The sequence below is a fragment of the Marinovum sp. genome (genome assembly GCF_048263515.1).
Classification (GTDB): Bacteria; Pseudomonadota; Alphaproteobacteria; order Rhodobacterales; family Rhodobacteraceae; genus Marinovum.
On sequence record NZ_JBLXEC010000019.1, the window covers coordinates 43,690 to 65,397 of the forward strand.

Consider the following 21,708-nt stretch of genomic DNA (forward strand, 5'->3'; position numbering starts at 1 on the left):
CACGGGTCATTTCGAGGAGTTTTCCAGCAATTGGGCGTGGATCCGCGCCGGGTCCATGCCATCGCGCAGGCGCACGATCAGCCGCGCCAGGCGATAATCGGCGGTCGGTATTGCCCTTGAACGGCGCATCGCCGGCTTGCGGCAGTCGACCAGCTCGCGTCCGAGTCGCTCCGATAGGAGGTTCATGCCGGCATCCGATGTCATGAACTCCGCGTAGTCGAGCAGCAACAGCCGTGGATGCCTGCGTCTCAGATCCAGCAAACGTTGATTATAGACACACCAGGCGCGCAAGGCGTCCGGCAGGAAGGTCGGGTCTCGGCTGATCCATCGTCGACCGGCACGGCGGACATAGTGTCCGAAAACCTCGACAGGGTCCCGGAAAACGCCGATCAGAACGGGCGCATCCAGCACCTCCTGCCAGAAATCGAAGGTCAGGAGAGTGCGCGGATCCTTGAAGCCCCAGGGGGCCTCGCCCTGCTTCCGGATCAAGCTCTGCGCTTGATCGACCAGCGCCGGGTCAGGTCTGCCCTCAGGCAAGGACCTGATCAACCGTAGGCTTTCCACGCCATCATCACCGAGAAGGTGCATATTGAGCGACCGGGTTTCGGCACGTTCCATCTTGTTGCCGTCATCGTAGCTGCCATTGGCCTCCGCACCGACCATGTCGATACCGCTGCGGTGCAAGGTATCAGCGACTAGGGTCGTGCCGGACTTATGCATGCCCAGAACGACGACCGGATGGAAAAAAGCCAGTTCCGTTGAATCTTGCTGCAATGGTTCAGCCCTGATCACATTGGGTATATCTTGAACACGCCCCGAAATCCCGGCCCCTAGACAAGCCTCTTCAACAGCTCCAGAAAGGAGTCCGACTGGAAGTCGACACGGGTCGCGCCGAGGGATTTTTCATTTTCAGACAGCATCCGGCAAAATGCGTCAGCCGTCATGTCGGGAAGAGCGGCCATGACGTCTCCTTGATCCGTCAAGTTGAACACAGGGCAACCTATGGAAGCCGCCCGTAGAAGCGATGTGCTCGCGCAGCCGATGACACATCGGCTTGCCAAGGCATCCACAACAAGGGAATTGGACGATACCTCATATCGAGACCGAATTTCTTTCATGATCCGCGGATCATCGATTTCCTTGGATTTCGGATGCAACCGTATCGAGAACCTATATCCTGCATCCCGGCACGCCTTGCTCAACACCTCGAAGAAGTCCAAGACCTCCCAGCCACCAATCCGCAATAGGTTTTCCTCGAGTTTGATCGGCCCGGCGAAATAGGTAATTACTTTCTCGGCGTCACTTTGCCGCCAAGCATCGCGTGGATCCCCCTCGACGCCGGTGAACCCGAAGGAGAGAACCTTCTGGCAATCTCGTGGAGACATCTCGACGATCTTTTGTCTTTCTGTCTCGGTGAAAACCACGAGGTAATCTGCGTTCACCGGAAGCACGGCTGCGGCTGCCCCCTTGTTCAGCCTGAGATAGCCATGGAAGAAGACAATCGTCGGAATCCCCTCCCGCTTACAGGCTTCGATCAAGATCACATTGTGAGCCGCCCGGTGCTCGCCAAGCACCACAAGTTTCCGTTTCGACAACCTCAGAATTTTTCGGATATACTCTATCTCTCTTTCGAGAGCATTTTCGATGTCCCGGAACAGGGTGTCGTCACTCAGGATATTGCGCAAGCCTTCACGCGCCGAGCGAATAAAGAACTTTTTCCACTTCCCTCCCGCCAGTGGTAGACTGCTGGAGGAAACATCAAGTTTTTCAAGTTTTCCGCGAACAGACGCGCTATGGCCAGCATTCAAATGTGGCTCAGAGACCCTCCACAACCTTTCTTCACCTAATTTGCGAACAGCTTCACGCACGTCACGATGAGAGTGTTGAAGGGAACAGAGCTCGATACTGGGGCGCCTGGCTGTCAAAGGCGTTTTGCGGAGCACCTCAACCACAGACTTGTAGATAAACCTCTTATTGCAACTCTGCGCATGCTGAAGCAATTGATTGGCTTGCCGCCGCCTGCCACTTTCAGTGTCATGATGTTCCAGAATGCACCTGAAGACCTGGACAGTCGTAGAGTCGCCATGCCGGGAGACGACAGGGCTGTTATTGAACTGTTCTTCAAATTGCACCCTGCGCAGATTACCTGAGCTCAAGCTCGATGGGGCTATTTCGCTTTGTGCCATCTCAACCTCTCAGATATCCAAATAAAAATGACAAAGACGCGGCGGCCCATCTACACCTCCGACCGGGTCGTGAGTTTGCCGACCGACGCGAAATCCACCTTCGGGATATTCGCCTTCACCTTCTCGAGCTGGTCCTTCGACAGGCCCGGCAGCGCCTCGCGCGCAGCGGCGAGCCTGGTCAACTCGGCGACGACCGTCCCGATGTCGGCGGCCTTGATCACCGCCAGGTCGTAGGGGATGAGCGCGGGGCGGAGGAAATCATTGGCCTGCCGCTCGACCGTCGTCAGGTATCCGATGACGGGCACGCCGAAACTGGCGGCATGGAAGACCGCAGTCGAATACCCGCCGACAATCACATCGACCCGGTCGCAGAACCGGTCCATCGGCACATCGGCGTGGTCACATATCCGGAGGTTGGAATAGTGATCGCTCAGATGCGAGAAGGCCTTTGCATTGCCGCCCGGCGGCCGTGTCTTGAGATAGATCTCCACGTCGAGCCCGGCGATGTCCGGTATGACCTCGGTGATGAAATCATTCACGCCGAGAAACATCCCGACCCGCAGCCTACTGTGCCCGGCGGCCGCATGCGCCCGGCCGTTCACGGGCTGTCTCTCCGGCGTTTCCATGCCGACCACCGCGACGTCCAGTTGCGGGTTCACGCGCGCCACTTCCCGCCTGCAATGCTCCGTCATCAGGATGGCGCCGGAAAAACAGGACAAGTCATAGAGCCTGCCGATCGGGCAGGGCAACTTGTACCAGATCGTATGCGACACGAAGACCGCCCTGGCGTTCTGGTCGTGACTGGCAAGCAGCGCCGCGGTGACGAAGGCCGTCCTCGGCCGCCCGGTAAAGACCAGCCTGTCATCCCCCCTCAGCTGCCGCGAGAAGAAGTCCCGATAGGTCTCAAGTTTCCGGAGCGCGCTCCGCGTGTAGAGGTAGACAAACAGCTTCTGGAAAGGGTTGAGCCGCGTCGCCCGCAGCCCCAGCCGGAGTTCCCGCAGGAACTGCGCCGCCGCCGCCCCGGGCTGCCATTTCGCGCTTGCGGCCGCATCCGCCATCAGCAGGGCATACCCCCGGCGCCGGATATCCTCCTCGACCCGGGAATTCCCGCCCGAGTAGACAAAGACCACCTCCTCCTTTTCAAAGGAACTGGCGGCGACATTCGCCAGGGCATCCACGCCGGTCGCCGGAGAGACCACGAACAGGGCTTTCGGGTTCGCGATCCGCGGGCCGCTGTCCTCGACCGCAGCCCCCCGGGCCGGCCTGAGCCTCTCGATCGCGCTCCTCGCAATGATCTTGGCAATCAGGACAGCCTGCTCAGAGGCCGAAGACCGGTAGATCCAATAGGCGTTCCGGATCTCCTTTTCCAGAAGATCGTGGAGCTTGAAGCCATGCACCGAGGCGCCGCAGGCGTGCTTTATCCTCTCGAAATCGGCGAGGAACAGCTTGTAGTGATGAATCTGGTCCTTGTCCCAGTTGCGCCTCTGATTGGGCCTCAATGTCGACAGAAGGGCGGCTTTCGCCCGGCGCAGGGGGCTCGTTTGCAGGCTGTCAGCAGTCATTGCACCACGCTGGCCTCCATCTCGGTCACCACCCGCGCGGCCCCGAGGCCGTCCACCAGGGCCGCCGCGGCGTCGCTCATCGCGCCGAGCCGCGCGGCGGGCGTCACCTCGTCCAGGGCCGTGACCAGCCCGGCCGTCGGATCCGCCGGGTCGCCGAACCGGAGCGCCGCACCGGAGGCGCAGAGCGCCGCGGCCGAGGGCGCCTGATTGGGCGCTAGCACGGCAAGCAACGTCGGCACGCCCAGACAGCACCGCTCCCATGAGGTGGTGCCGCCCGCCCCGATCGCCAGGTCGGCCTCGGCCATCAGCGCCGCCATGTTGTTCGCGCCGACGCAGACCCTTGTCGGCACCGGCATGAGGGCGGCGCGGCGCGCGACCGCCTCGCGGGCCGGCGCAGAGCAGCCGAGCACGACGGTGATCCGGCTCCCGGCCGGAAGCGGGCAGTCCGCCAGCCTGTCAAGCACCCGGGTCGTGACATCGTCGCGATCGACCCCGCCCAGCGAAACCAGGATATGCGCCAGCCGCTGCGGCGCGCGCCGGGCCAGGCTCTCGGCGCGCTGGGCTGCGAATTCGGCCCGCAGCAGGGCGTAGCGCGGACCGATCAGCAGCGCTGTGCCAGACGGGACGCGTCCGCGGTAATCCTGCGCCATTCGCCCCAGGGTCTGGTCGAGCAGCAGGTCGCAGCTGTGGGGGCGATCCGCGAGATCGTCGAGCACCATGAGCCGGCCGCCCGCGGGCCGCGCCGCGCGTTCCCAGGCGGCGTCGAGCGCGTAGTGATCCAGCACCAGCCAGTCCGGCGAGATCCGATCCAGCACCGCCCGGCTCTGCGCCGCATCGCAGGCGCCGCTGACGCCAAGCCAGCGGGAGTGCACCGTGCGCCCGTCATCCTGCGGGTCAGCCGCGGGCAGCAGATGGCACGTCAGCCCCTGCGCGCGGATGCTGTCAGCCAGATGGCCGGGCAGATCGCGACACAGGAAATGGCACTCCGCCCCCCGCGTCTGCAGGGCAGCGGCCAGCGTGAGGCAACGCATGACATGGCCGGTGCCGATGTCGATCGAGGCATCGGCGCGAAAGGCGACGACCGGCGCGCTCATCGCCCCGGCTCCGGCGCCCCGAACAGCCGCTCGGCCATGCGCCAGTCTTCCGCGGTATCGATGTCCTGGGCGCATGTTGCGAAGAGGTCCTCCGCATCCCGCCGCAGGGCGCGCTGGATCAAAAAGGCGAAGCGGGAGAGCGGAAAGACATTAGCGCCGCTTTGCAGGGCGGCTGCGATGGGCCAGGCGATCATCGGACGGCCGCAGAACGCGCGGATGTTCTTGCGGGGGATGCGCCTGCTGCCCCCGCGGGCCGGGATGACCGCAAGCCTCATGCCGCCAACTCTGCGGCAAGCGCCGCGACCACCTCGTCCTGCATGGCCTCGGTCATCGTCGGAAACAGCGGGATGCTGATCGCCTCGGCGTAGTAGCGCTCGGCCTCGGGGAAATTCCCCGGGGCAAAGCCCCGCGCGCGGTAATAGGGCTGCAGGTGGACGGGAATGTAATGCAGGTTCACCCCGATCCCCCGGTTTCGCAACCCCTCGAAGATCGCGCGGTGCCGCGCAGCCTCGACCCGCACCACATAGAGATGCCAGGCCGAGACCACACCCTCGGACCGGCCCGGCAGGGTGACGGGCAGATCGGCGAGCAGGCGGTCATAGCGATCGGCAAGCGCCCCCCGCCGCGCCACGTAGTCGCCAAGCCGCGCCATCTGGGCCCGGCCGAGCGCCGCGGAGACATCCGTCATCCGATAGTTCCAGCCGAGTTCGACCATCTGGTAATACCAGGGGCCGTCGGACGCATGGGTCATCTCCTTAGGGTCGCGGGTGATGCCGTGACTGCGCAACCGGGCCATCCGGTTGGCAAGCCCGGCCTCCTGCGTGACCGCCATGCCGCCTTCGCCCGAAGTCACGATCTTGACCGGGTGGAAGCTGAAGACCGTGATGTCGCTGTGGGCACAGGCCCCGACGGGCCGGTCTCCGGCGCGCCCCCCGATGGCGTGCGAGGCGTCCTCGATCACCCGTATCCCGTATTTGCGGGCCAGCGCGCCGATCGCCTCCATGTCGCAGGACAGTCCGGTCAGATGTACCGGAACGATCACCTTGGGCAGCTGTCCCGCGCCATCGGCCGCGCGCAGCTTGTCCTCGAGCCGGTCAGGACAGAGATTGGCCGTGACCGGATCGATATCGACGAAATCCACAGTCGCCCCGCAGTAGCGCGCGCAATTGGCCGAGGCCACAAAGGTGTTGGGCGAGGTCCAGAGCCTGTCCCCCGGCCCCAGGTCGAGCGCGACACAGGCGATATGCAGGGCCGAGGTCGCGCTGTTCACCGCCACCGCATGGGCGGCACCCGTGGCCTCTGCCACAGCAGCCTCGAAGGCCGGAACAGCCGGGCCCTGGGTCAGGAAATCCGACCGCAGAACTTCGGTCACCGCGTCGACATCCTCTTGCCGGATGTCCTGCCGTCCATAGGGGATCATGTTGCTTCCTTTATGCCTCGAGGTGTCCTGATAGACCCCGGGAGAGTGTCGTTCATCTGCAAGGGCTGGGCAGAGGCCGCCGCAGCCTGCGCCACCAAGGCCCTCCGCAGTCAAGATCGGGCCAGGGACCTTCAACCGGGGGCCGTCAAACGGTGTCCCGCCGGCGGCCCGGGCGGCGACGGCGAGACCACTCAGATCGCCCCGATCTTCTCGCGGTTCGCTTCGATCCACTCCGCCAGCGCTTCGTCACTCATCCATTCGACATTCGTGCCGCTGGAGTAGACGAAATCCTCGGCCACCTTCTTGCCGTCCTTGATCCGCCTCGGATCCATCGCCCAGTTGTTGATCGCAGGCAGAATCTTGAAATGCTCGTCATATTCGAACGTATGCGGCGCGTCCTCCAGCCCGACCATCTGCTCGTGCACCTTCTCGCCGGGGCGAATGCCCACGATCTCCTGTTTCGCCTGCGGTGCCACGACCCGGGCGATGTCCGTCACCTTCATCGAGGGGATTTTCTTCACGTAGATCTCGCCGCCGATCATGTCCTCGAACGCGTGCCACACCAGTTTGACGCCCTCTTCGAGACTGATCATGAAACGGGTCATCCGGGGATCGGTGATCGGCAGCACGCCGCTGTCCGCAATCGACATGAAGAACGGGATCACCGATCCCCGCGACCCCATGACATTGCCGTAGCGCACCACGGAAAAGCGGGTGTCGTGCTCGCCGGCATAGGCGTTGCCGGCGACGAAGAGCTTGTCGGAGGCCAGTTTGGAGGCGCCATACAGGTTGATCGGGCTCGAGGCTTTGTCGGTGGAGAGCGCAACCACACGCTTCACCTTCTTGTCGATCGCCGCATCGATGATGTTCATCGCCCCGTTCACATTCGTCTTGATGCATTCGAAGGGGTTGTACTCGGCGGTTGGCACGATCTTGGTCGCCGCGGCATGAACGACGTAATCCACCCCGTCGAAGGCGCGATAGAGGCGCTCACGGTCGCGCACGTCACCGATGAAGAACCGCACCCGTGGATCGTCGTTGAAGCGCTTTGCCATCTCCCACTGCTTCATCTCGTCCCGGGACAGAATGATCACCTTCTTGGGGTCATACTGCTCCAGCACCATGGGAAGAAAAGCATGTCCGAAGGACCCTGTCCCGCCGGTAACCAAAATCGTGGAATTGGAAAGCATGATGATATCTATTCCTCTATCAAGTTGACGCAGGTCTGCGATCACGCCGTCTCATGGGACCGCGCGATGCGCTGAAACAGGGGATTGCCGACCATCAGTGCCGACCAGCTGTCGTAGCCGACCACCTTGCCCTGATCCATGACCACGATGCGGTCGCAGCCTTGCACCGTGCTGAGGCGATGCGCGATCATGAGCACGGTCTTCTCCTCGGGAAGCGCGTCGATGGCGGCCATGACCTCGCGCTCGGTCAGGTTGTCGAGCGCGCTGGTCGCCTCGTCGAACACGATGAAATCCGCATCATGATAGAGCGCCCGCGCAATGCCGATCCTCTGGCGTTGACCGCCCGAAAGACGGACCCCGCGTTCGCCGACCGAGGTGGCATATCCTTCCGGAAGCTCTGAGCGAATGAACCCGTCCAATTGCGCAATCCGCGCGGCCTCGACCACGCGCGCCTCGTCGATCTTCTTCCGCGGCACACCGAGGGCAATGTTTTCGGCGATGCTGGCATCGGTCAGGAAGATGTTCTGCGGCACATAGCCCACGTTTTTCTGCCAGGCGCGCAGGGTCTCCTTGGTCACGGCCGTGCCGTCCACGACAAGCCGGCCCATGGTCGGCGTCAGCAATCCGAGCACCAGATCGGCAAGGGTGGTCTTGCCCGCCCCGGTGCCTCCGACGATGCCGATCTTTTCGCCGGCGTTGATGGTCAGGCTCACATTGCGCACCCCGGCATGGGCGGCATCCGGGTAGCTGTAGGAGACATTCTCCAGAACCAGCCTGTCCTGCAGGCTGAGCCGCGCCTGATCCGCCGGCTTCTCCTCCCTGTCGGTCCAGGCGGCCAGATCGTCATGGACGATCTCCACCGCCGCGGCCCCGGCCTGCAGCTTGGTCAGCGATTGATAGAGCTTCGAGAGTTCCGGCATGAGCCTTTGCCCGGCAAAGGCGAAGAGGCCAAGGACCGGGAGAATGCCGTTCAGGGCCGTGCCGGAGGCAAGCCCGTCCGCATCGACCAGGACGAGGCACAGCAGGATGATCCCGCCGAAGGCGATGACCTGCAGCCCGTATTGCGGCAGCTGCGTGATCAGCGCAATCCTGGCCAGGGTGCGCGCCATGCGCAGCGAATATCTGGCATAGCGCGCCAGATAGGCGTCTTCGCAGCCCAGCAGCTTGATGTCCTTGATCCCGCCCAGAGCCTCGTTGGTGATCTGGAAGCGTGCGCCGTTGGTTTCCGCCCTTTGACGCCCGAGCTGCTTCAGCGCGCGCCGGCTCAGCGCGAAGATGCCACCGTAAATCCCCCCCAGAACGGCAAAGGCAATCACCGCGACCACCGGTTCGACCAGAAGCAGCAGGGTCACGATCGCAATGACGGTGAAGAGCGCCGCGATCAGTTCCACGGCAGGGGTTATGGAGGTGCGCACGACCTGCTGGGTTTCCGACAGAATCCGGGTGCCCATCTCGGCCGAATGCCGGTTCAGGAAAAACGCATAGGGCTGGCGCAGATAGGCGGTCAGCAGCCGATGACTGATCGAATGCACACGCAGGCTGGTGAACCGTGCGATGGCCCAGGTTTTCACGATCGATATGCCGTTGGCAAAGACGATCACGGCAAGCGACGCCAAACCAAGCCCCACGAGAAAGGTGTAATCGCTGTCGAAACCAAGGATCTCATAGGCCCAGCTCAGCGCCGGAACGGAATGGATGCGCCCGGGATCGGACAAGACCGACAGGAACGGCAGGATCGAGCCGACCATCACGGCCGAGGAGAGCGCGCTGACGATTACGATGCCAAGCAGGATTCCGAAGTTGCGTCGCTCACGCGAGTCCAGAAGCGCCCAGGCCATGTTCAAGGTCTTGAACTTGCTCACGTTGCCGGCCTCTCTGTAACGCGCACCGGGACCCTTGTTCCCACTCTCGGCGACACGACTGGCGCGCCGCCGAAGCCCCCCCCTCCCGGCGCGCTGACCGGAGATTTCAGCCGAAGGGGCCAGCGGCGCCCCGCTTCCCGGACGGCTGTGGCGGCCCGGGCAGCGAGACCTGGCAGCCAGATGCGGCGGCACCGGCGCGCCTGCCCCTTGAGGGGCCACAGGCTCATGCGGACAGCTGCAGCCGGGGTTGTGACCTTCACTTCAGCAGGGTGGTGCATTGCTTCTCTCCGAAAATACGTGCCAAGGCGGCAAGGCCCGACCCCGGTAGCCTTCGATGCCAAGGTCGCCTCGTCGTCGCCCGTGTCATTGCGAGCTCCTTCCCGCCATCGCCCCGCCCCCGGTCATCGTCCGGTCAGCGCATAGACAACCCGTCCGGCCCATTCCCGCAAGGCAAGGTTGGTCAGTCCCAGATTGCGCTGGAACGACCAGCCCAGCCCGTCGGCCAGGTCCCAGGTCCGAAAATCCACCGGAACGGGGGTGATCTCCTGCCAGCCCGCGGCGGTGAAACTGCGCAGCGCCCGCGACATGTGAAAGGCGCTGGTGATCAACACCCACTGCTCCCCCGCCGCCGGCTTGGCCAAGGCGTGGCTCAGACGGGCGTTTTCGGCGGTGTTGCGCGATCGGCCCTCGAAGAGCAGCCGCTCCGGTGCAAGCCCTTGGGCGCGAAAGATCCCTTCGGCAACCGCCGCCTCGGAGAGCGCGCTGCCGGTCATGTCCCGCAGGCGGCCGCGGCCCCCGGCAAATACCAGCCGTGCCTCCGGATGCGCGCGGGCCAGCGCCAAGGCCGCGATGTAGCGGTCGCCGCCGGCGCCAAGCTGCGGCTGTCCGGAGCGACGGCTTGCGGGCACGTCCTCTCCGCCCCCCAGCACGATGATGCCATCGACCGAGACCAAGTCCGTCACCAGCGGAAACCCGGTTTCCAGCGGGCGCAAAAGGGCATCCCCAAGAGGCAGCAGCCCGATCCCCAGAAGTGCCAGCACCAGCACCGCAGAGGCGGTTTTCGCGGCCCTGTGCCAGGCACGCAGGCTGGCCCAGAAGGTGAACAGGGCCAGCACAAGCAGCCAGGTCTCGAGCTTCAGGGCGACCCCGAGCAGCTTGGAGAGGATGAAGAATGCCATGTCCACTGTGCCGGACCGTCTCAGACACTCGCAAACGCGGGCGGCCGGTCATGCCCTTTGCGCCTCATGCCGCCGCCCGGCCCGTCCGGGGCGCCAGCTCTGCGAGAAGACTGCGGTAGGCGTCCACAACGATGCTCTGGCCGAATTCGCATTCCATCTTGGCGCGTCCGGCGCGGCCCAGCGCCGCCCGCGCCTCTGGTGCGAGGGAGATAAACTCCGTGCAGGCCGCCGCCAGGCTCTCGCCGCTGCGGGCCGCGCAGAGAAAGCCGGTCTGTCTGTGCTCCACCACCGCCCGGCAACCGGGGACATCGGTGGCGATGAGCGGCCGGGCCATCGCCGCCGCCTCGATCAGCGTCCGCGGCGCGCCCTCGCGATAGGAGGGCAGGACCACGCAATCCGCCGCTTCGATCATCGGCCGCACATCCTCCACCGTCCCGAGGTATTCGATGACACCCTCGCACTCCCAGCCCGCGACGGTGGCTCGATCGATCGCGGACCGGTTCTCGGCGTCGGTGGCGCCAAGCAGCTGGAACCGAGCCCCGGCGTGTTGCGCCCTCACCCGGCGGGCCGCCTCGACATATTCCAGCACCCCCTTGTCCCGCAGCAGCCGGGCCACCATCAGGAAGTGCGGCGCATCGCGTCGTGCCGGATAGGGCGCGGCGGCGAAACGTTCGAGGTCGATGCCCGATCCCGGCAGGCAGCGGGCCTGCGCCTCTGTCACCAGGCCGCGCGTCACGAACAGAGCCCGGTCGTCCTCGTTCTGGAAGAAGACCGCCGGCAATCCGCGAAACGCGGTCTTGTAGAGCAGCACCGCCACCCGCTCCAGCATGCCGCCCGAGAGAAAGGCGGTGCCCAGGCCGGTGACATTTGGGATGAAGGGAATGCCCGCGGATTTCGCGGCGAGCGCCCCGAAAATGTTGTTCTTGATCGTGAAGCTCAGGATCACATCCGGTCGCAGGCTGCGGAAGTGCCGGCGCAGGCGCAACAGCGTCAGCGGCTCCTGCAGCGGGTTGAGCCCCTTGGCGTTCATCTCAAGGTGATGGACCTCGCAGCCCAGCGCCTCGAGCCTGGGCACCGTCTCGTCGCGGGGCGCGAGAAGGCGGACCTCATGCCGGTCGGCGAGCAGCGCTTCCACCAGAGGCTGGCGAAAATTCCAGATGTTCCAACTCGCATTGACGGTGAGAAGGATCCTCACGCAGAGCGCCTCCGCGGGCGGCCCTGGGCTGCATCAGGCATTTGCACGCGCCCGGTCCATCGCCAGGTCACAAGAAAGATGGTGGGCCAGAAAAGCGTCAAACTACAGTCCTTGGCGGTTTCCGGCCAGTTCACGGACCCGGTCCAGATGATCCAATCCCGGGCGTCGAAGGCTTCGTTGACCGTTTGCAGCCCTGCCACGAGGCACCAGGCGATGAGTACTCCGTTGCGCCGGGTTCTCAGAAGCAGGACGCAGGCGAGAAACACGGCCAGACCGATCTGCACATGCAGCAGGTCGCTTGACATCCCAAGCTCGCCTTCGATCCAAGCCTTGCTTTCGTACCAGACCGTTTCCCAGTTCAGTTCCATGATCAGCGAATTCTCTTGCTTGCCTGTCCACAGCCTCCGCATGGCTGAACGTTACAGGACCGGAGGCGGCCGGCGTCATTTTCGCGGCCTCTGTGGGGCAGGTGCCATATCAGCGCCGAGTTCGAGATCCTCCTGCAGGCTTTCGATCTCGGCCTTCAGCGCGTCATATTCATTCAGTTTGCGCTGCAGGAACCGGCTTGTCAGTGCCGTCTTTTCGGCCACCCCCTTGGGCGTCAGTACATAGGCGTAGCGCAGCTTCTTGTTGGAGGCGCGGAAGTTGCTGATCTTGAGCTGGCCTTTCGCGACAAGTGCGCTGAGGCAGTAGTTGACCGCGCCCAAGCTGATCCCGAGTTCGCGCGACAGGGCACGCTGGCTCATCTGCGGATTGCCGTCGAGGAGCCGAAGAATTCGAAACCGGACATCCTGTTGCAATTTCTCTCTCTGGGACGACATGACCCCGGGCGTCAGATCACGGCTACCGCAGCGAGACCGGCTGCGCCGCCAGCTCGAAATGGGGAAGGCATCCCGCTCAGACCACCTCCGCCTGAGTTCACAAGTGAACGGTACACATGATTCCTGCCGCAATGCCAATTAATTATCCCAGAACGCGGCGAGATTTCGGGAACAGTGCGTTTCGCAGCGTACTCTTGCCTCGTGGTCACAGCCGAAGATCGCTGTCGGATGCCGGCAGCACGTATTTAAGGTCGTAGAGGATATGTCCCTCCCCGCCGTATTTGCGCAGCGCCCCGGCGCCGGCCTCGCGGAATTGAACATGGGCGACGGCCAGCAGGACGGCGTCATAGGCCCCCTCCTCGGGTTGGACGACTATTTCGATGCCGAAGGCCTCCCTGGCCTCTTCCGAGGCGACCCAGGGGTCATGCACATCCACCCTGACGCCGAATTCCTCGAGCTCGCGGATGGCGTCGATCACCCGCGTGTTGCGCAGATCGGGGCAGTTTTCCTTGAAGGTCAGACCCAGAACCAGCACCCGCGCGCCCTTGACCTGGGTCTGGCGCTGGATCAGCGCCTTGACCAGCTGTCCGGCGACATAGGCGCCCATGCCGTCATTCAGGCGCCGCCCGGCAAGGATGATCTGCGGGTGATGGCCGATTTCCTCTGCCTTGTGGGTCAGGTAATAGGGATCGACCCCGATGCAGTGGCCGCCGACAAGACCCGGACGGAAGGGCAGGAAATTCCACTTGGTCCCCGCCGCCTGCAGCACGGCTTCGGTATCGATGCCCAGCTTGTTGAAGATGATGGCAAGTTCGTTCATCAGCCCGATATTGAGATCCCGCTGGGTGTTTTCGATGACCTTGGCAGCTTCGGCGACGCGGATGCTGCCCGCCTTGTGCGTGCCGGCCGGGATGATGGCGCTATAGAGCGCATCGATCCGCTCTGCGGCCTCGGCGGTCGAGCCGGAGGTCACCTTCACGATATTGGGCAACCGGCGCTGGGTATCGCCAGGGTTTATGCGTTCCGGAGAATACCCCACGGTGAAATCCCGGTTGAAGCTCAGACCGGAGGTGCTTTCGAGGATCGGGACACAGACCTCCTCTGTGGCCCCGGGGTAGACCGTCGATTCATAGATCACCGTGTCACCGGGCTTCAGAACCCCGCCAACCGTCTCGGAGGCCCGCCGCAACGGCGTGAGGTCGGGCCGTTTCGAGCTGTCGATGGGCGTCGGCACGGTCACGATGAAGACCGTGCACGCCCGGAGATCCGCGACCTCCGCAGAGGCGGTCAGATGAACCGCCTCGCGCAATTCACGCTCCGAAACCTCCCGCGTGCTGTCCTGCCCCTTGCAGATCTCCGCCACCCGGGACGGGCTGATGTCGAACCCCACGGTGGTGAATTTCTTGCCGAACTCCACCGCAAGGGGCAGCCCGACATAGCCGAGCCCGATCACCGCAATCTTCACGTCATCGGCGAATGGCATGTCATTTGTCATAATAATCCCTGAACCAAGTCACGAAATCCCGAATGCCATCCCTGATATCGGTCTGCGGGCAATATCCCGTCAAATTCTTCAGAAGTTCGGCATTGGCCCAGGTCGCGGGCACATCCCCCGGCTGGATATCCATGTAATTGCGCTTGGCCTTGACCCCGAGCTCGTCTTCGATCGCATCCACGAAATCCAGAAGCCGGACCTTGTCGGAATTGCCGATATTCACAACGCGGAACGGCGCCGCCGGCGACAGGCTGTCTCCCTCTGCGATATCTGCCGCCCTGGCCGGCCGTTCGGGGGGCGTGTCGATCAGCAGCCGAATGCCCCGGACGAGGTCGTCGACATAGGTGAAGTCGCGGTACATGTCGCCGTGGTTGTAGATATCGATCGGGCGGCCATCGAGGATCGCATCGACAAACTTGAAGAGCGCCAGATCCGGCCGCCCCCATGGACCATAGACGGTGAAGAAGCGGAACATCGTGGTCGGCAAGCCCCAGAGATGCGCATAGGCGTGGGCCATGCTCTCATTGGCCTTCTTGGTCGCGGCATAGATCGTAAGCTGCGTGTCGGCCTTTTCGGTCTCTTGGAACGGCATCTCCTCGTTGGCGCCGTAGACCGAGGAGGTCGAGGCCATCAGCAGATGCCCGACCTCAAGCTTGCGGGCGGCCTCCATCACGTTGAAGGTGCCGATAACGTTGCTGTCGAGATAGGCGCGCGGGTTCTCAAGCGAGTAGCGCACGCCGGCCTGCGCCGCGAGATGGACGATCATCTCCGGCTTGAAGTCCTCGGCAACGGTCCAGACACGCGCCTCGTCTTCCAGCAGGCCCTCCGTCGCGGAGAAGCCTTCGCTCTGCAGGAGCATCGCGTGCCGCTTCTGCTTCAGCGTCACATCGTAATAGTCCGTCATCCCGTCGTAGCCGTGAACCCGGAACCCCTCGGCCAGCAGAAGCTTTGCCAAGTGAAACCCGATGAATCCGGCAGTGCCGGTGATCAAGACGCGCGTCATTCAATACTATCCGATGTGCTGTCAGTCATAGCCTCGCCCGGGGCACCCGGTCGGAAACTCGGAACCGGAGCTGTTCGGGAGAGGCGAATCAGGACGCTCCGCCCACGGCTACCGCAGCTGCGCTCACGGCGCGGTCCGGCAGGCAGGACCAGTCATGCAGACTGCGTTCATTTTTGAACGGTAGCAGGTTGGATACCGTGTCGGAAGTTATTTTTTCGATGATTTTTCGGAAAGTTAGGCAAATGCAACAGCGCATGTCCGGCACCGTGAATCCTCTGCCGGACTGTGCCCGGTTGAGCGCGTCGCCGCGCTTCGGGATGGGGTGATGCAAAGGCTGGAAAGGAGGCACCTGCCCTGCGGCCCGCCGAATGAACGCGCGCAATGCCAGCGCCCGCCTATAAGATCATCCGCGGACCGCTTCACGGGTCAGCGGGTCAGGCTCTGCCACGGCGCGGCACAGAGCCCTCGTTTCCGGACCCGGAAACAAGCCGGAGAGCCGCCGCGTTACATGGGGCGCGGCATGCTTTCCGGCAGGCAGCGCTCGACATGGGACGCGGGCAGCTCCGCCCTGGTGTAGCGCCCCATGAGCTCCAGCAACACGTAGATGCGCCCCTGCTCCGGAATGCCTTCGATTTCCGCGACCTTGTCCGCAAGCGGCCCCGAGATCACCTTCACCCGATCACCGGCCGCGAGATCGGGCGGCGCCTGCACCCTGCCATCGTCCTGAAGGCGGAGTTTCAGCGCCGCGATGATGTTCGGCGCGACCTGCGTCGGCCTCCCGGCTTCGAGCGCGACCAGCCGCGACACGCCGCAGGTAGCATTGATCGACCGCCAGTTCCGCCTGTCATCTGCCACCTTTACGAAGAGATATCCCGGAAACAGCGGCTTGACGATCCTGCGCCACTGCCCTGCACGCCGCACCGTTTCCTCGCGCAGGGGCATGAAGCTTTCATAGCCCTGGCGTTCGAGATTGAGGATTGCCCGGTCCAACCCGCCCGGCTTGAGCTGGGCAAGATACCAAGAATCGGGCGCGACGCGGGCTGTCCGACCGAGGGACATTGCTCACCGCTGCCCGAAGCCGGAGAGAACCACCCCGAAGGTCAGGACAATGACATAAAGATCGAGCAAGAGGCTGGAGTTCTGGATGTAGAACCCGTCATAGCGCGCCTTGCGTCGCACCGCGCGCGGGTTGTCGGCATAGCCACCGCGCACCTGAGCCAGCCCGGTGATCCCGGGACGTACGGTCAGGCGTCTGCGATACCCCGGCACCCGGGAGACGTATTCGGTGGCATGCTCAAAGGCATCGGGGCGCGGGCCCACAAGGCTCATGTCACCGGTGATGATATTGAGGATATTCGGCACCTCATCGAGCTTGGTGCGCCGCAGCAAGCGCCCAAGCGGCGTGATCCGGTGGCTATCCAGCGGCGCATTGGCCGCGCGCAGCGCCTCTCCGCCGCCGGTCATCGTCCGGAACTTCCACATCGTGAAGGCTTTTCCGTCCTGCCCCATCCGGACCTGACGGAAAAACACCGGACCCCGATTGAAAATCAGGTTTGCCAGAAAAACCACGACGGTCAACACCATGAAGGTCGGCAATGCGGCGAGGGCGAAGATCAGATCGACCGCGCGCTTAGCAAAAAAGTATCCTCTTCGATGAACCTGCGCCGCTGGCGCAGTATAAGAAAAACTGTCATGTCCGACAAATGCGTAGGTGCCGGCGACAGGAGCAGAAACATGTTTCAAACCCAATCCCCCCTGAAAAAGCAAAAATACGTTGCGCCAGCTAAAAAATGCGCTGACCCGAATCCTTAAAGTTCAGTTAATCTTGGTGAGAAGCGCTGTACATATCAAGGATTTTCTAACAAACGCGAATGCCCCGATCACGTCCAAAGCATTGGAACAATTGGTTTACAGTTTGGAAACAATCGGCTTTTCAACTTAAAGGAGCGTGACCTCGGCGCGCCCGAGACAGACGCCAGCCACCCGCCGCCATGCCCCGCCCTCCGGACAGATTGCCTCTGGGGAAGCGTCACATTTATGAAACACAAGGAATTTATGTCCCTGCTACGCCCGCAGGGAGGTTTTCGCGGTCGGCGCGACCGCCCAGGCAAGGCGAAACCCTAGGTCGGAAACGAGCAACCACCGCGCGAGCTTATCGAGCGCCGCCAAGGCAGCGGTGCAAAATCCGGGGGAAAGGCCCGGGAAGAGTTCCAGGAGAAAACTCAGAAAAAAGAGTTCCGAGAGCCGGGCTGAAAGGCCAGCCCTCTTGTCACCGTCAGCCCCGAAAGCCCCGCGCCTGGACCTGCACCAGCATCCCGCGCTGGCTTCGGCACACGCTTCCGAAGCACCTCCCGAGGGGGCCGCATGCCTCAGCCCGGGGTCTTCAGCCGCACCTCGTTGGGCACCGGCAGGGGCGGGTTCGGGCCATCGATGAACTCCACCGTGGCGAGGATCGGTGTCGCCGGGTTCTCAACCGCATGCATCATGTGATCGCCTGCGCCATGGTCGAAATGCTTGCTGCTACCCCGGGTGTGTGACCGTCGATCCAGATCACGGCTCACTTGCCCCTCGGGGACCCCTCGGCCTCAGTGTGCATAATTTCCGAGACCGGGCCGCCCGGAGTATTGGGGATGCCGCAGGTCTAGCGAGTGGGAACCATTCGGTCCTTGCCGAGGAAGAACCGTGACTCGAGGCTCTCCACCACCCCGTGTTCGAGATGCCATTGGAACTCGAACTCGGTTGTCTCGTAATCATCGGCAATGAAGCGGGCCTCGGCACCGGGGTCTGCCGCGGCAGCTGCCAGAGCCACCTTCTGAATTGCAAGGCGCTCGACCATCTGGTTGTAGCTTGCACCCTCGATGCGGCGCCAGTCCAGCAGAAGTTCCGCCACGGTGACGCCAACCTGTTGGCGCGACAGCCGCGTCACGAAGGGGTTCGGCACGCTTGCACCGAACCAGGCACCTTCCACCGCCGCCTTGAACGGCGCGAAGCTGGGATGTTGCGTGATCCCCTCGAATGCAGTGGCGTGTTTCAGATAGGCCTCAAGGAATGCCTCCGGCACGCCGTCTTCACTGTCCTCCAGGAGGAAGGAGCCGGCTTGGACCAGTCCGAAGAGAAGCCTGGAGATCTGTTCAACGGAACAGCACATCTCGGGGACATAATACTGCTGCGCTGCGGCGATGGCCTGACCGACGGGATCGGTGATGGATGTTTCGTACATTTTAAACGCCTCTTGTTGGCCGCGGACCTGCGGTGCCGCGGAGTGTAATTCAGGTTTTGCTATGGCCTTGGGGGCCCGATCGGCTTCTCCCCTGAGCCTTCAGAACAGTGCAGGGAGGACATTGGTCGCGCGCTGAAAACGGAAAACGAAAGTTGGCATCTTTTTTCGTGGCTACGTGCAACGAGTTCGGGCCTGCGCAGTCAGCCCCGGACGAAGGCCGTTTCGACGATCACCCGCGACCAGCTACCGGAATGATCCGTCCGCTCCAGCCGCCGCCGCCCGACCGATCGCCAGATAGACCCCGAGTGCTGAGCGGATGCCGCAACGGCGCAGAACTCTGGCGCCGGTTACGGGCTGATGGGTTTCAGGGCAGTCTCCAGGTCGTCGGCGAGTGGGCGACACGCCAGCGCCGGGCCGAGCGAGCCTGCCAGCCAGAACCCGCATGACCTCGCATAGCCCTCGTCGTCATAGAGCGCCTCGATGCGGGTCTGCTTCCTTTTCAGCGACCGCCAGCCCTGGCGTTGCAGATGGGCCTGCACCGAGCGCAGCCCCTCAAGCGCCTCCGCCTCCAGTCCCCCGTACAGGCCTAGGCTCACCAGCGCACCGATGTAGGAGGCTGCGGTGCGCGTGGTCACCTGCGCTTGCCCCCCGCGGGCTGCTGCAGCCTGCCGCAAGCTCCCCGGCGCGAGCGGCATGATGGAGGACGCCCACATGGATGGCGGCGACGTCAGGGCAGAACCGGCGGTGCGACATGAGGCTTGAATGTGTTGCGGCCAATTGCGACCCTGCTTTCAGGTTCCGGAAAGCCCGGGCCGAAGGGCAAGGTTGCATCAACCTTCCCACAGGACAGGTCGCCCCATGCAAGGATGCAGTCTCCGCCGGGTTTTCACGCTGATCGCGATCGCGCTCTGCGGCGCAGGAGCGCCGGCTCCGGCGCAGGACGTCGCCTTGCCGCCTTTGGCCGATGAGATCGCCGCGCAGTTTCCCGCAATCGGGCGGCTGGGGCACGCCGGGTTCCGGACCAAACAGGCCTGCACGGCCACGCTGATCGCCCCCGACCTCGTCCTGACGGCCGCGCATTGCGTGTCGGAGGACGGGGTCTCCGGCCGGGTGTTCGTGGCCGGATGGTCTCGTGGAGACTATGTCGCGGCGCGTGCGTCAAAATCGGAAATCCGCCATCCGGCGTATGCGGTGAAAGGCAAGCCCCTGATCACCAATGATGTGGCCCTGGTGGTTCTGGAAAGCCCCATGGAAGAGGTCACACCCCTACCTCTGGCAACGCAAGAGGAGGACGCTTGGGACGCCACCGAGGTCGCCCTGCTCGGCTATCACCGCAGGACGCCGCATCTGCTGAGCGGAGATTTCACCTGCCCGGCGACCCGCCTGGGGGCCAGGTTGGTGCATGTGGGATGTCCGGTGATCGATGGCAATTCCGGCAGCCCCGTGCTGAGCCAGGCCGCACAGGGAGGCTGGCAGGTTGTCGGCGTGGTGAGTTCCCGGCAGGGGAGCGGCGCGATTGCGGTGGAACTCCCGAGCTGGCTGAGACGGACAGTGGCAGCACATCTTCTGCAATAGGTCTGCCGGCTTCCGCGCCGAAACCGGAACGGAGACCGGGGCTGCCGTCGACCCAGGCTGCTCCACAGACCGGCCTGCTTCACAAGAGCCTTCCGCGCGCCCGGTGACCTGCGAGCCCGCCAGACCCTTGCGCGCCTCTTCCGGGCGGGGTGTCCGGGACGCGCGTGTCAGGTTCGGGGACAAGCAGGTTCAGGTCTCGCGCGGAACCCGCACCGCGCGCAGGGGATCCGGCAGGCCTGTCACCCCAGGCGCTTCCTGCGGCGCAGCACCACCAGCCCGGCCAGCCCGGACAGCAGAAGCGGCAGCCCGGCCGGAAGCGGGATGGGCGTGACGAGCGCAAGCGGAGAGACCGAGTAGCTCGCCAGCGGATAGGCCGGGAGAGAAAGGGAGGTGAGCGGATCCGCACCCGGCGGCAAAAACAAGAAGTCGAAGTCAGGTGAGGTGAATCTCGCCACGGCATGTGGACCGAAAACAGGTCCAGGGCCACTCCCGGGGTCAATTGTCAGAAGAAATTCAAGTGTATCTGGCGTGAAGCCGACCTCGGTGATGTTGTAGAAGTCTAACGGGCCAAAGGGGAGCGTGAGAACGTCAAAGATGTCAATGACGCCGTCGTAAAGGAAAGTGATATCGGTGCCATTCGCGAGTGGCAGCGGCGCAAAGAAATCTACCTCGAGCCCAAAAACGGGGTCAAACAGAAGCACTCCTGGCGCCGTGCCCGGCACTGCCGGTCCCTCGAGAAAGGCAGTGAGGTCCAGCGGGGCAGCGTTTGCGGTCGTCCCGGCGAAAGCCAGAGCCGCGGCACAAAGTATTTTCTTGATCAGCATTCATGGTCTCCAATGTTTGTCAGGACGTCCGGGCCCCGTTTATAGCAGAAGATCGGGGTTCACCGTGATGTTGAGATCGCTTTCCTCATCTGCGTCACCGTAGACGTAGATCAGGTCGTTGAGCGGCCCGGCCAGGACGATGGCGAGGCCCGGGCGGAAGATCAGGCTGTAGTCACTGGTCGAGAGTTCGATGCCGTCGAGCCCGACTTCGAAGTCCGCGATGATGTCGCGGTCCCGTACGGTGTCGACGAGCTCTTTGCCAAAGACAAAGGTGTCGGCATCCCCCAGGCCGTAGAGATAGTCGGAGCCCTTCAGACCTTCGATCCGGTCGACCTCGTCGGTGCCGACCAGCCTGTCGCGGTTCATCGTGCCGATCACCGGGTTGGGGGCGGGGGGCGTGTCTTCGGCCACGGCGATCCGGACCGTCGCCGTATCGGAGCCGCCGTTGCCGTCGTTGATGAGATAGGTGAAGGTCGCCTCGCCGAAGAAGCCGGCATCCGGTGTGAAGGTGACCGAGGTCGTGCCGTTGACGGTGGTACTGCCCTCTGTCTCCGTCTGCACATTGACGAATTGCAGCGTGTCACCGTCCGGATCGCTGTCATTCGACAGCAGGTCCGCGATCAGGAAGGTGACCGGGGTCTCGAAGGCTGTTGCACCCACGTCATCGGTGGCCGTTGGGGCGTCATTGGCGCCGTTGATGGTGATCGTCGCGGTGGCGGTATCGGTGCCGCCATTGCCGTCGCTGATCGTGTAGGTGAAGCTGTCGGTGGCGGTCTCGCCCACCGCAAGGGCGTTGAAGGCGCCATTGGGGTCATAGCTGACCACGCCCCCTATCAGCGTCACCAGCCCGGTGGTGCCGGTGGTGTCCACCGCCGTCACGCTCAGCGTGTCGGAGGCATCGGGATCGCTGTCATTGCCGAGGAGATCGGCGGTGATGTTGCGCGCGCCCTCATCCTCACCGAAGGCCAGGTCGGCGTCCGTCGCGGCTGAATCGTCGACTGCCACCGGGGCGTCATTGGCGCCGTTGATGGTGATCGTCGCGGTGGCGGTATCGGTGCCGCCATTGCCGTCGCTGATCGTGTA

At 63.6% G+C, this 21,708-nt stretch carries 22 protein-coding genes; 2 read left to right on the plus strand and 20 right to left on the minus strand.

Annotation, left to right across the window (positions count from 1 at the left end; all coding sequences use genetic code 11):
* Nucleotides 1-6: 6 nt before the first annotated feature.
* Together ACN0SE_RS16055 and ACN0SE_RS16060 are read right to left on the minus strand one after the other, a co-directional pair.
* Nucleotides 7-774, minus strand: a complete 768-nt coding sequence (locus ACN0SE_RS16055) for a sulfotransferase (RefSeq protein ID WP_417525547.1) — start codon at nucleotides 772-774, stop codon at nucleotides 7-9.
* A 56-nt stretch (nucleotides 775-830) separates the two neighbouring features.
* Entirely contained in the window at nucleotides 831-1,868 is a 1,038-nt protein-coding gene (locus tag ACN0SE_RS16060; RefSeq protein WP_417525548.1) for a hypothetical protein, read from the minus strand.
* A 120-nt stretch (nucleotides 1,869-1,988) separates the two neighbouring features.
* Here ACN0SE_RS16060 and ACN0SE_RS16065 point away from each other — a divergent pair, with 120 nt between their 5' ends.
* Nucleotides 1,989-2,150: a hypothetical protein gene (locus ACN0SE_RS16065; RefSeq protein ID WP_417525549.1), complete on the plus strand. Its 162-nt coding sequence runs from the start codon at nucleotides 1,989-1,991 to the stop codon at nucleotides 2,148-2,150.
* 86 nt (nucleotides 2,151-2,236) lie between these two features.
* Here ACN0SE_RS16065 and ACN0SE_RS16070 read toward each other — a convergent pair whose 3' ends face one another.
* From ACN0SE_RS16070 to ACN0SE_RS16145, 16 genes are all read right to left on the minus strand, one after another.
* A complete protein-coding gene (locus tag ACN0SE_RS16070) occupies nucleotides 2,237-3,748 on the minus strand; it encodes a hypothetical protein (RefSeq protein WP_417525550.1) in 1,512 nt (503 codons plus the stop codon).
* Entirely contained in the window at nucleotides 3,745-4,842 is a 1,098-nt protein-coding gene (gene pseG, locus ACN0SE_RS16075) for a UDP-2,4-diacetamido-2,4,6-trideoxy-beta-L-altropyranose hydrolase (protein WP_417525551.1), read from the minus strand. Before pseG ends, ACN0SE_RS16070 begins: the two co-directional genes overlap by 4 nt.
* Complete coding sequence (locus ACN0SE_RS16080; protein WP_417525552.1) at nucleotides 4,839-5,117, minus strand: cytidylyltransferase domain-containing protein; 279 nt, start codon at nucleotides 5,115-5,117, stop codon at nucleotides 4,839-4,841. The genes pseG and ACN0SE_RS16080 overlap by 4 nt, the downstream gene beginning before the upstream one ends.
* Nucleotides 5,114-6,262, minus strand: coding sequence for a UDP-4-amino-4,6-dideoxy-N-acetyl-beta-L-altrosamine transaminase (gene pseC / locus ACN0SE_RS16085; RefSeq protein ID WP_417525553.1), 1,149 nt, complete (start codon nucleotides 6,260-6,262; stop codon nucleotides 5,114-5,116). The genes ACN0SE_RS16080 and pseC overlap by 4 nt, the downstream gene beginning before the upstream one ends.
* A gap of 191 nt (nucleotides 6,263-6,453) precedes the next feature.
* On the minus strand, nucleotides 6,454-7,452 hold the full coding sequence (pseB, locus tag ACN0SE_RS16090) for a UDP-N-acetylglucosamine 4,6-dehydratase (inverting) (protein WP_417525554.1): 999 nt from the start codon (nucleotides 7,450-7,452) through the stop codon (nucleotides 6,454-6,456).
* A gap of 41 nt (nucleotides 7,453-7,493) precedes the next feature.
* Nucleotides 7,494-9,314: an ABC transporter ATP-binding protein gene (locus ACN0SE_RS16095; protein ID WP_417525555.1), complete on the minus strand. Its 1,821-nt coding sequence runs from the start codon at nucleotides 9,312-9,314 to the stop codon at nucleotides 7,494-7,496.
* A 401-nt stretch (nucleotides 9,315-9,715) separates the two neighbouring features.
* On the minus strand, nucleotides 9,716-10,492 hold the full coding sequence (locus ACN0SE_RS16100; RefSeq protein ID WP_417525556.1) for a YdcF family protein: 777 nt from the start codon (nucleotides 10,490-10,492) through the stop codon (nucleotides 9,716-9,718).
* Nucleotides 10,493-10,556: 64 nt separating this feature from the next.
* The gene (locus ACN0SE_RS16105) at nucleotides 10,557-11,687 is read right to left on the minus strand and encodes a glycosyltransferase family 4 protein (RefSeq protein WP_417525557.1); all 1,131 of its coding nucleotides are present in this window, start codon (nucleotides 11,685-11,687) and stop codon (nucleotides 10,557-10,559) included.
* Nucleotides 11,684-12,055 (minus strand): hypothetical protein, encoded by a 372-nt coding sequence (locus ACN0SE_RS16110; RefSeq protein WP_417525558.1) that lies wholly within the window; start codon nucleotides 12,053-12,055, stop codon nucleotides 11,684-11,686. Before ACN0SE_RS16110 ends, ACN0SE_RS16105 begins: the two co-directional genes overlap by 4 nt.
* A 75-nt stretch (nucleotides 12,056-12,130) precedes the next feature.
* Nucleotides 12,131-12,487: a MarR family EPS-associated transcriptional regulator gene (locus ACN0SE_RS16115; RefSeq protein ID WP_417525559.1), complete on the minus strand. Its 357-nt coding sequence runs from the start codon at nucleotides 12,485-12,487 to the stop codon at nucleotides 12,131-12,133.
* A gap of 226 nt (nucleotides 12,488-12,713) precedes the next feature.
* Nucleotides 12,714-13,991 carry a Vi polysaccharide biosynthesis UDP-N-acetylglucosamine C-6 dehydrogenase TviB gene (gene tviB / locus ACN0SE_RS16120; RefSeq protein ID WP_417525560.1) on the minus strand — a complete coding sequence of 426 codons (1,278 nt, stop codon included), beginning with the start codon at nucleotides 13,989-13,991 and terminating at the stop codon, nucleotides 12,714-12,716.
* Nucleotide 13,992: 1 nt separating this feature from the next.
* Nucleotides 13,993-15,006 (minus strand): NAD-dependent epimerase/dehydratase family protein, encoded by a 1,014-nt coding sequence (locus ACN0SE_RS16125; protein ID WP_417525561.1) that lies wholly within the window; start codon nucleotides 15,004-15,006, stop codon nucleotides 13,993-13,995.
* Between the two features lie 504 nt (nucleotides 15,007-15,510).
* Nucleotides 15,511-16,065 (minus strand): transcription termination/antitermination protein NusG, encoded by a 555-nt coding sequence (nusG, locus tag ACN0SE_RS16130; RefSeq protein WP_417525562.1) that lies wholly within the window; start codon nucleotides 16,063-16,065, stop codon nucleotides 15,511-15,513.
* A 3-nt stretch (nucleotides 16,066-16,068) separates the two neighbouring features.
* Nucleotides 16,069-16,749: a sugar transferase gene (locus tag ACN0SE_RS16135; protein ID WP_417525563.1), complete on the minus strand. Its 681-nt coding sequence runs from the start codon at nucleotides 16,747-16,749 to the stop codon at nucleotides 16,069-16,071.
* Between the two features lie 898 nt (nucleotides 16,750-17,647).
* On the minus strand, nucleotides 17,648-18,226 hold the full coding sequence (locus ACN0SE_RS16140; RefSeq protein ID WP_417525564.1) for a hypothetical protein: 579 nt from the start codon (nucleotides 18,224-18,226) through the stop codon (nucleotides 17,648-17,650).
* Between the two features lie 347 nt (nucleotides 18,227-18,573).
* The gene (locus ACN0SE_RS16145; RefSeq protein ID WP_417525574.1) at nucleotides 18,574-18,861 is read right to left on the minus strand and encodes a hypothetical protein; all 288 of its coding nucleotides are present in this window, start codon (nucleotides 18,859-18,861) and stop codon (nucleotides 18,574-18,576) included.
* Between the two features lie 322 nt (nucleotides 18,862-19,183).
* Here ACN0SE_RS16145 and ACN0SE_RS16150 point away from each other — a divergent pair, with 322 nt between their 5' ends.
* Nucleotides 19,184-19,801 (plus strand): trypsin-like serine peptidase, encoded by a 618-nt coding sequence (locus ACN0SE_RS16150; protein ID WP_417525565.1) that lies wholly within the window; start codon nucleotides 19,184-19,186, stop codon nucleotides 19,799-19,801.
* Between the two features lie 239 nt (nucleotides 19,802-20,040).
* On the opposite strand, the gene ACN0SE_RS16155 is transcribed toward ACN0SE_RS16150, so the two are convergent.
* On the minus strand, nucleotides 20,041-20,625 hold the full coding sequence (locus ACN0SE_RS16155; RefSeq protein ID WP_417525566.1) for a VPLPA-CTERM sorting domain-containing protein: 585 nt from the start codon (nucleotides 20,623-20,625) through the stop codon (nucleotides 20,041-20,043).
* 39 nt (nucleotides 20,626-20,664) lie between these two features.
* The coding region (locus ACN0SE_RS16160) for an Ig-like domain-containing protein (protein ID WP_417525567.1) at nucleotides 20,665-21,708 on the minus strand (1,044 nt) is incomplete at its 5' end.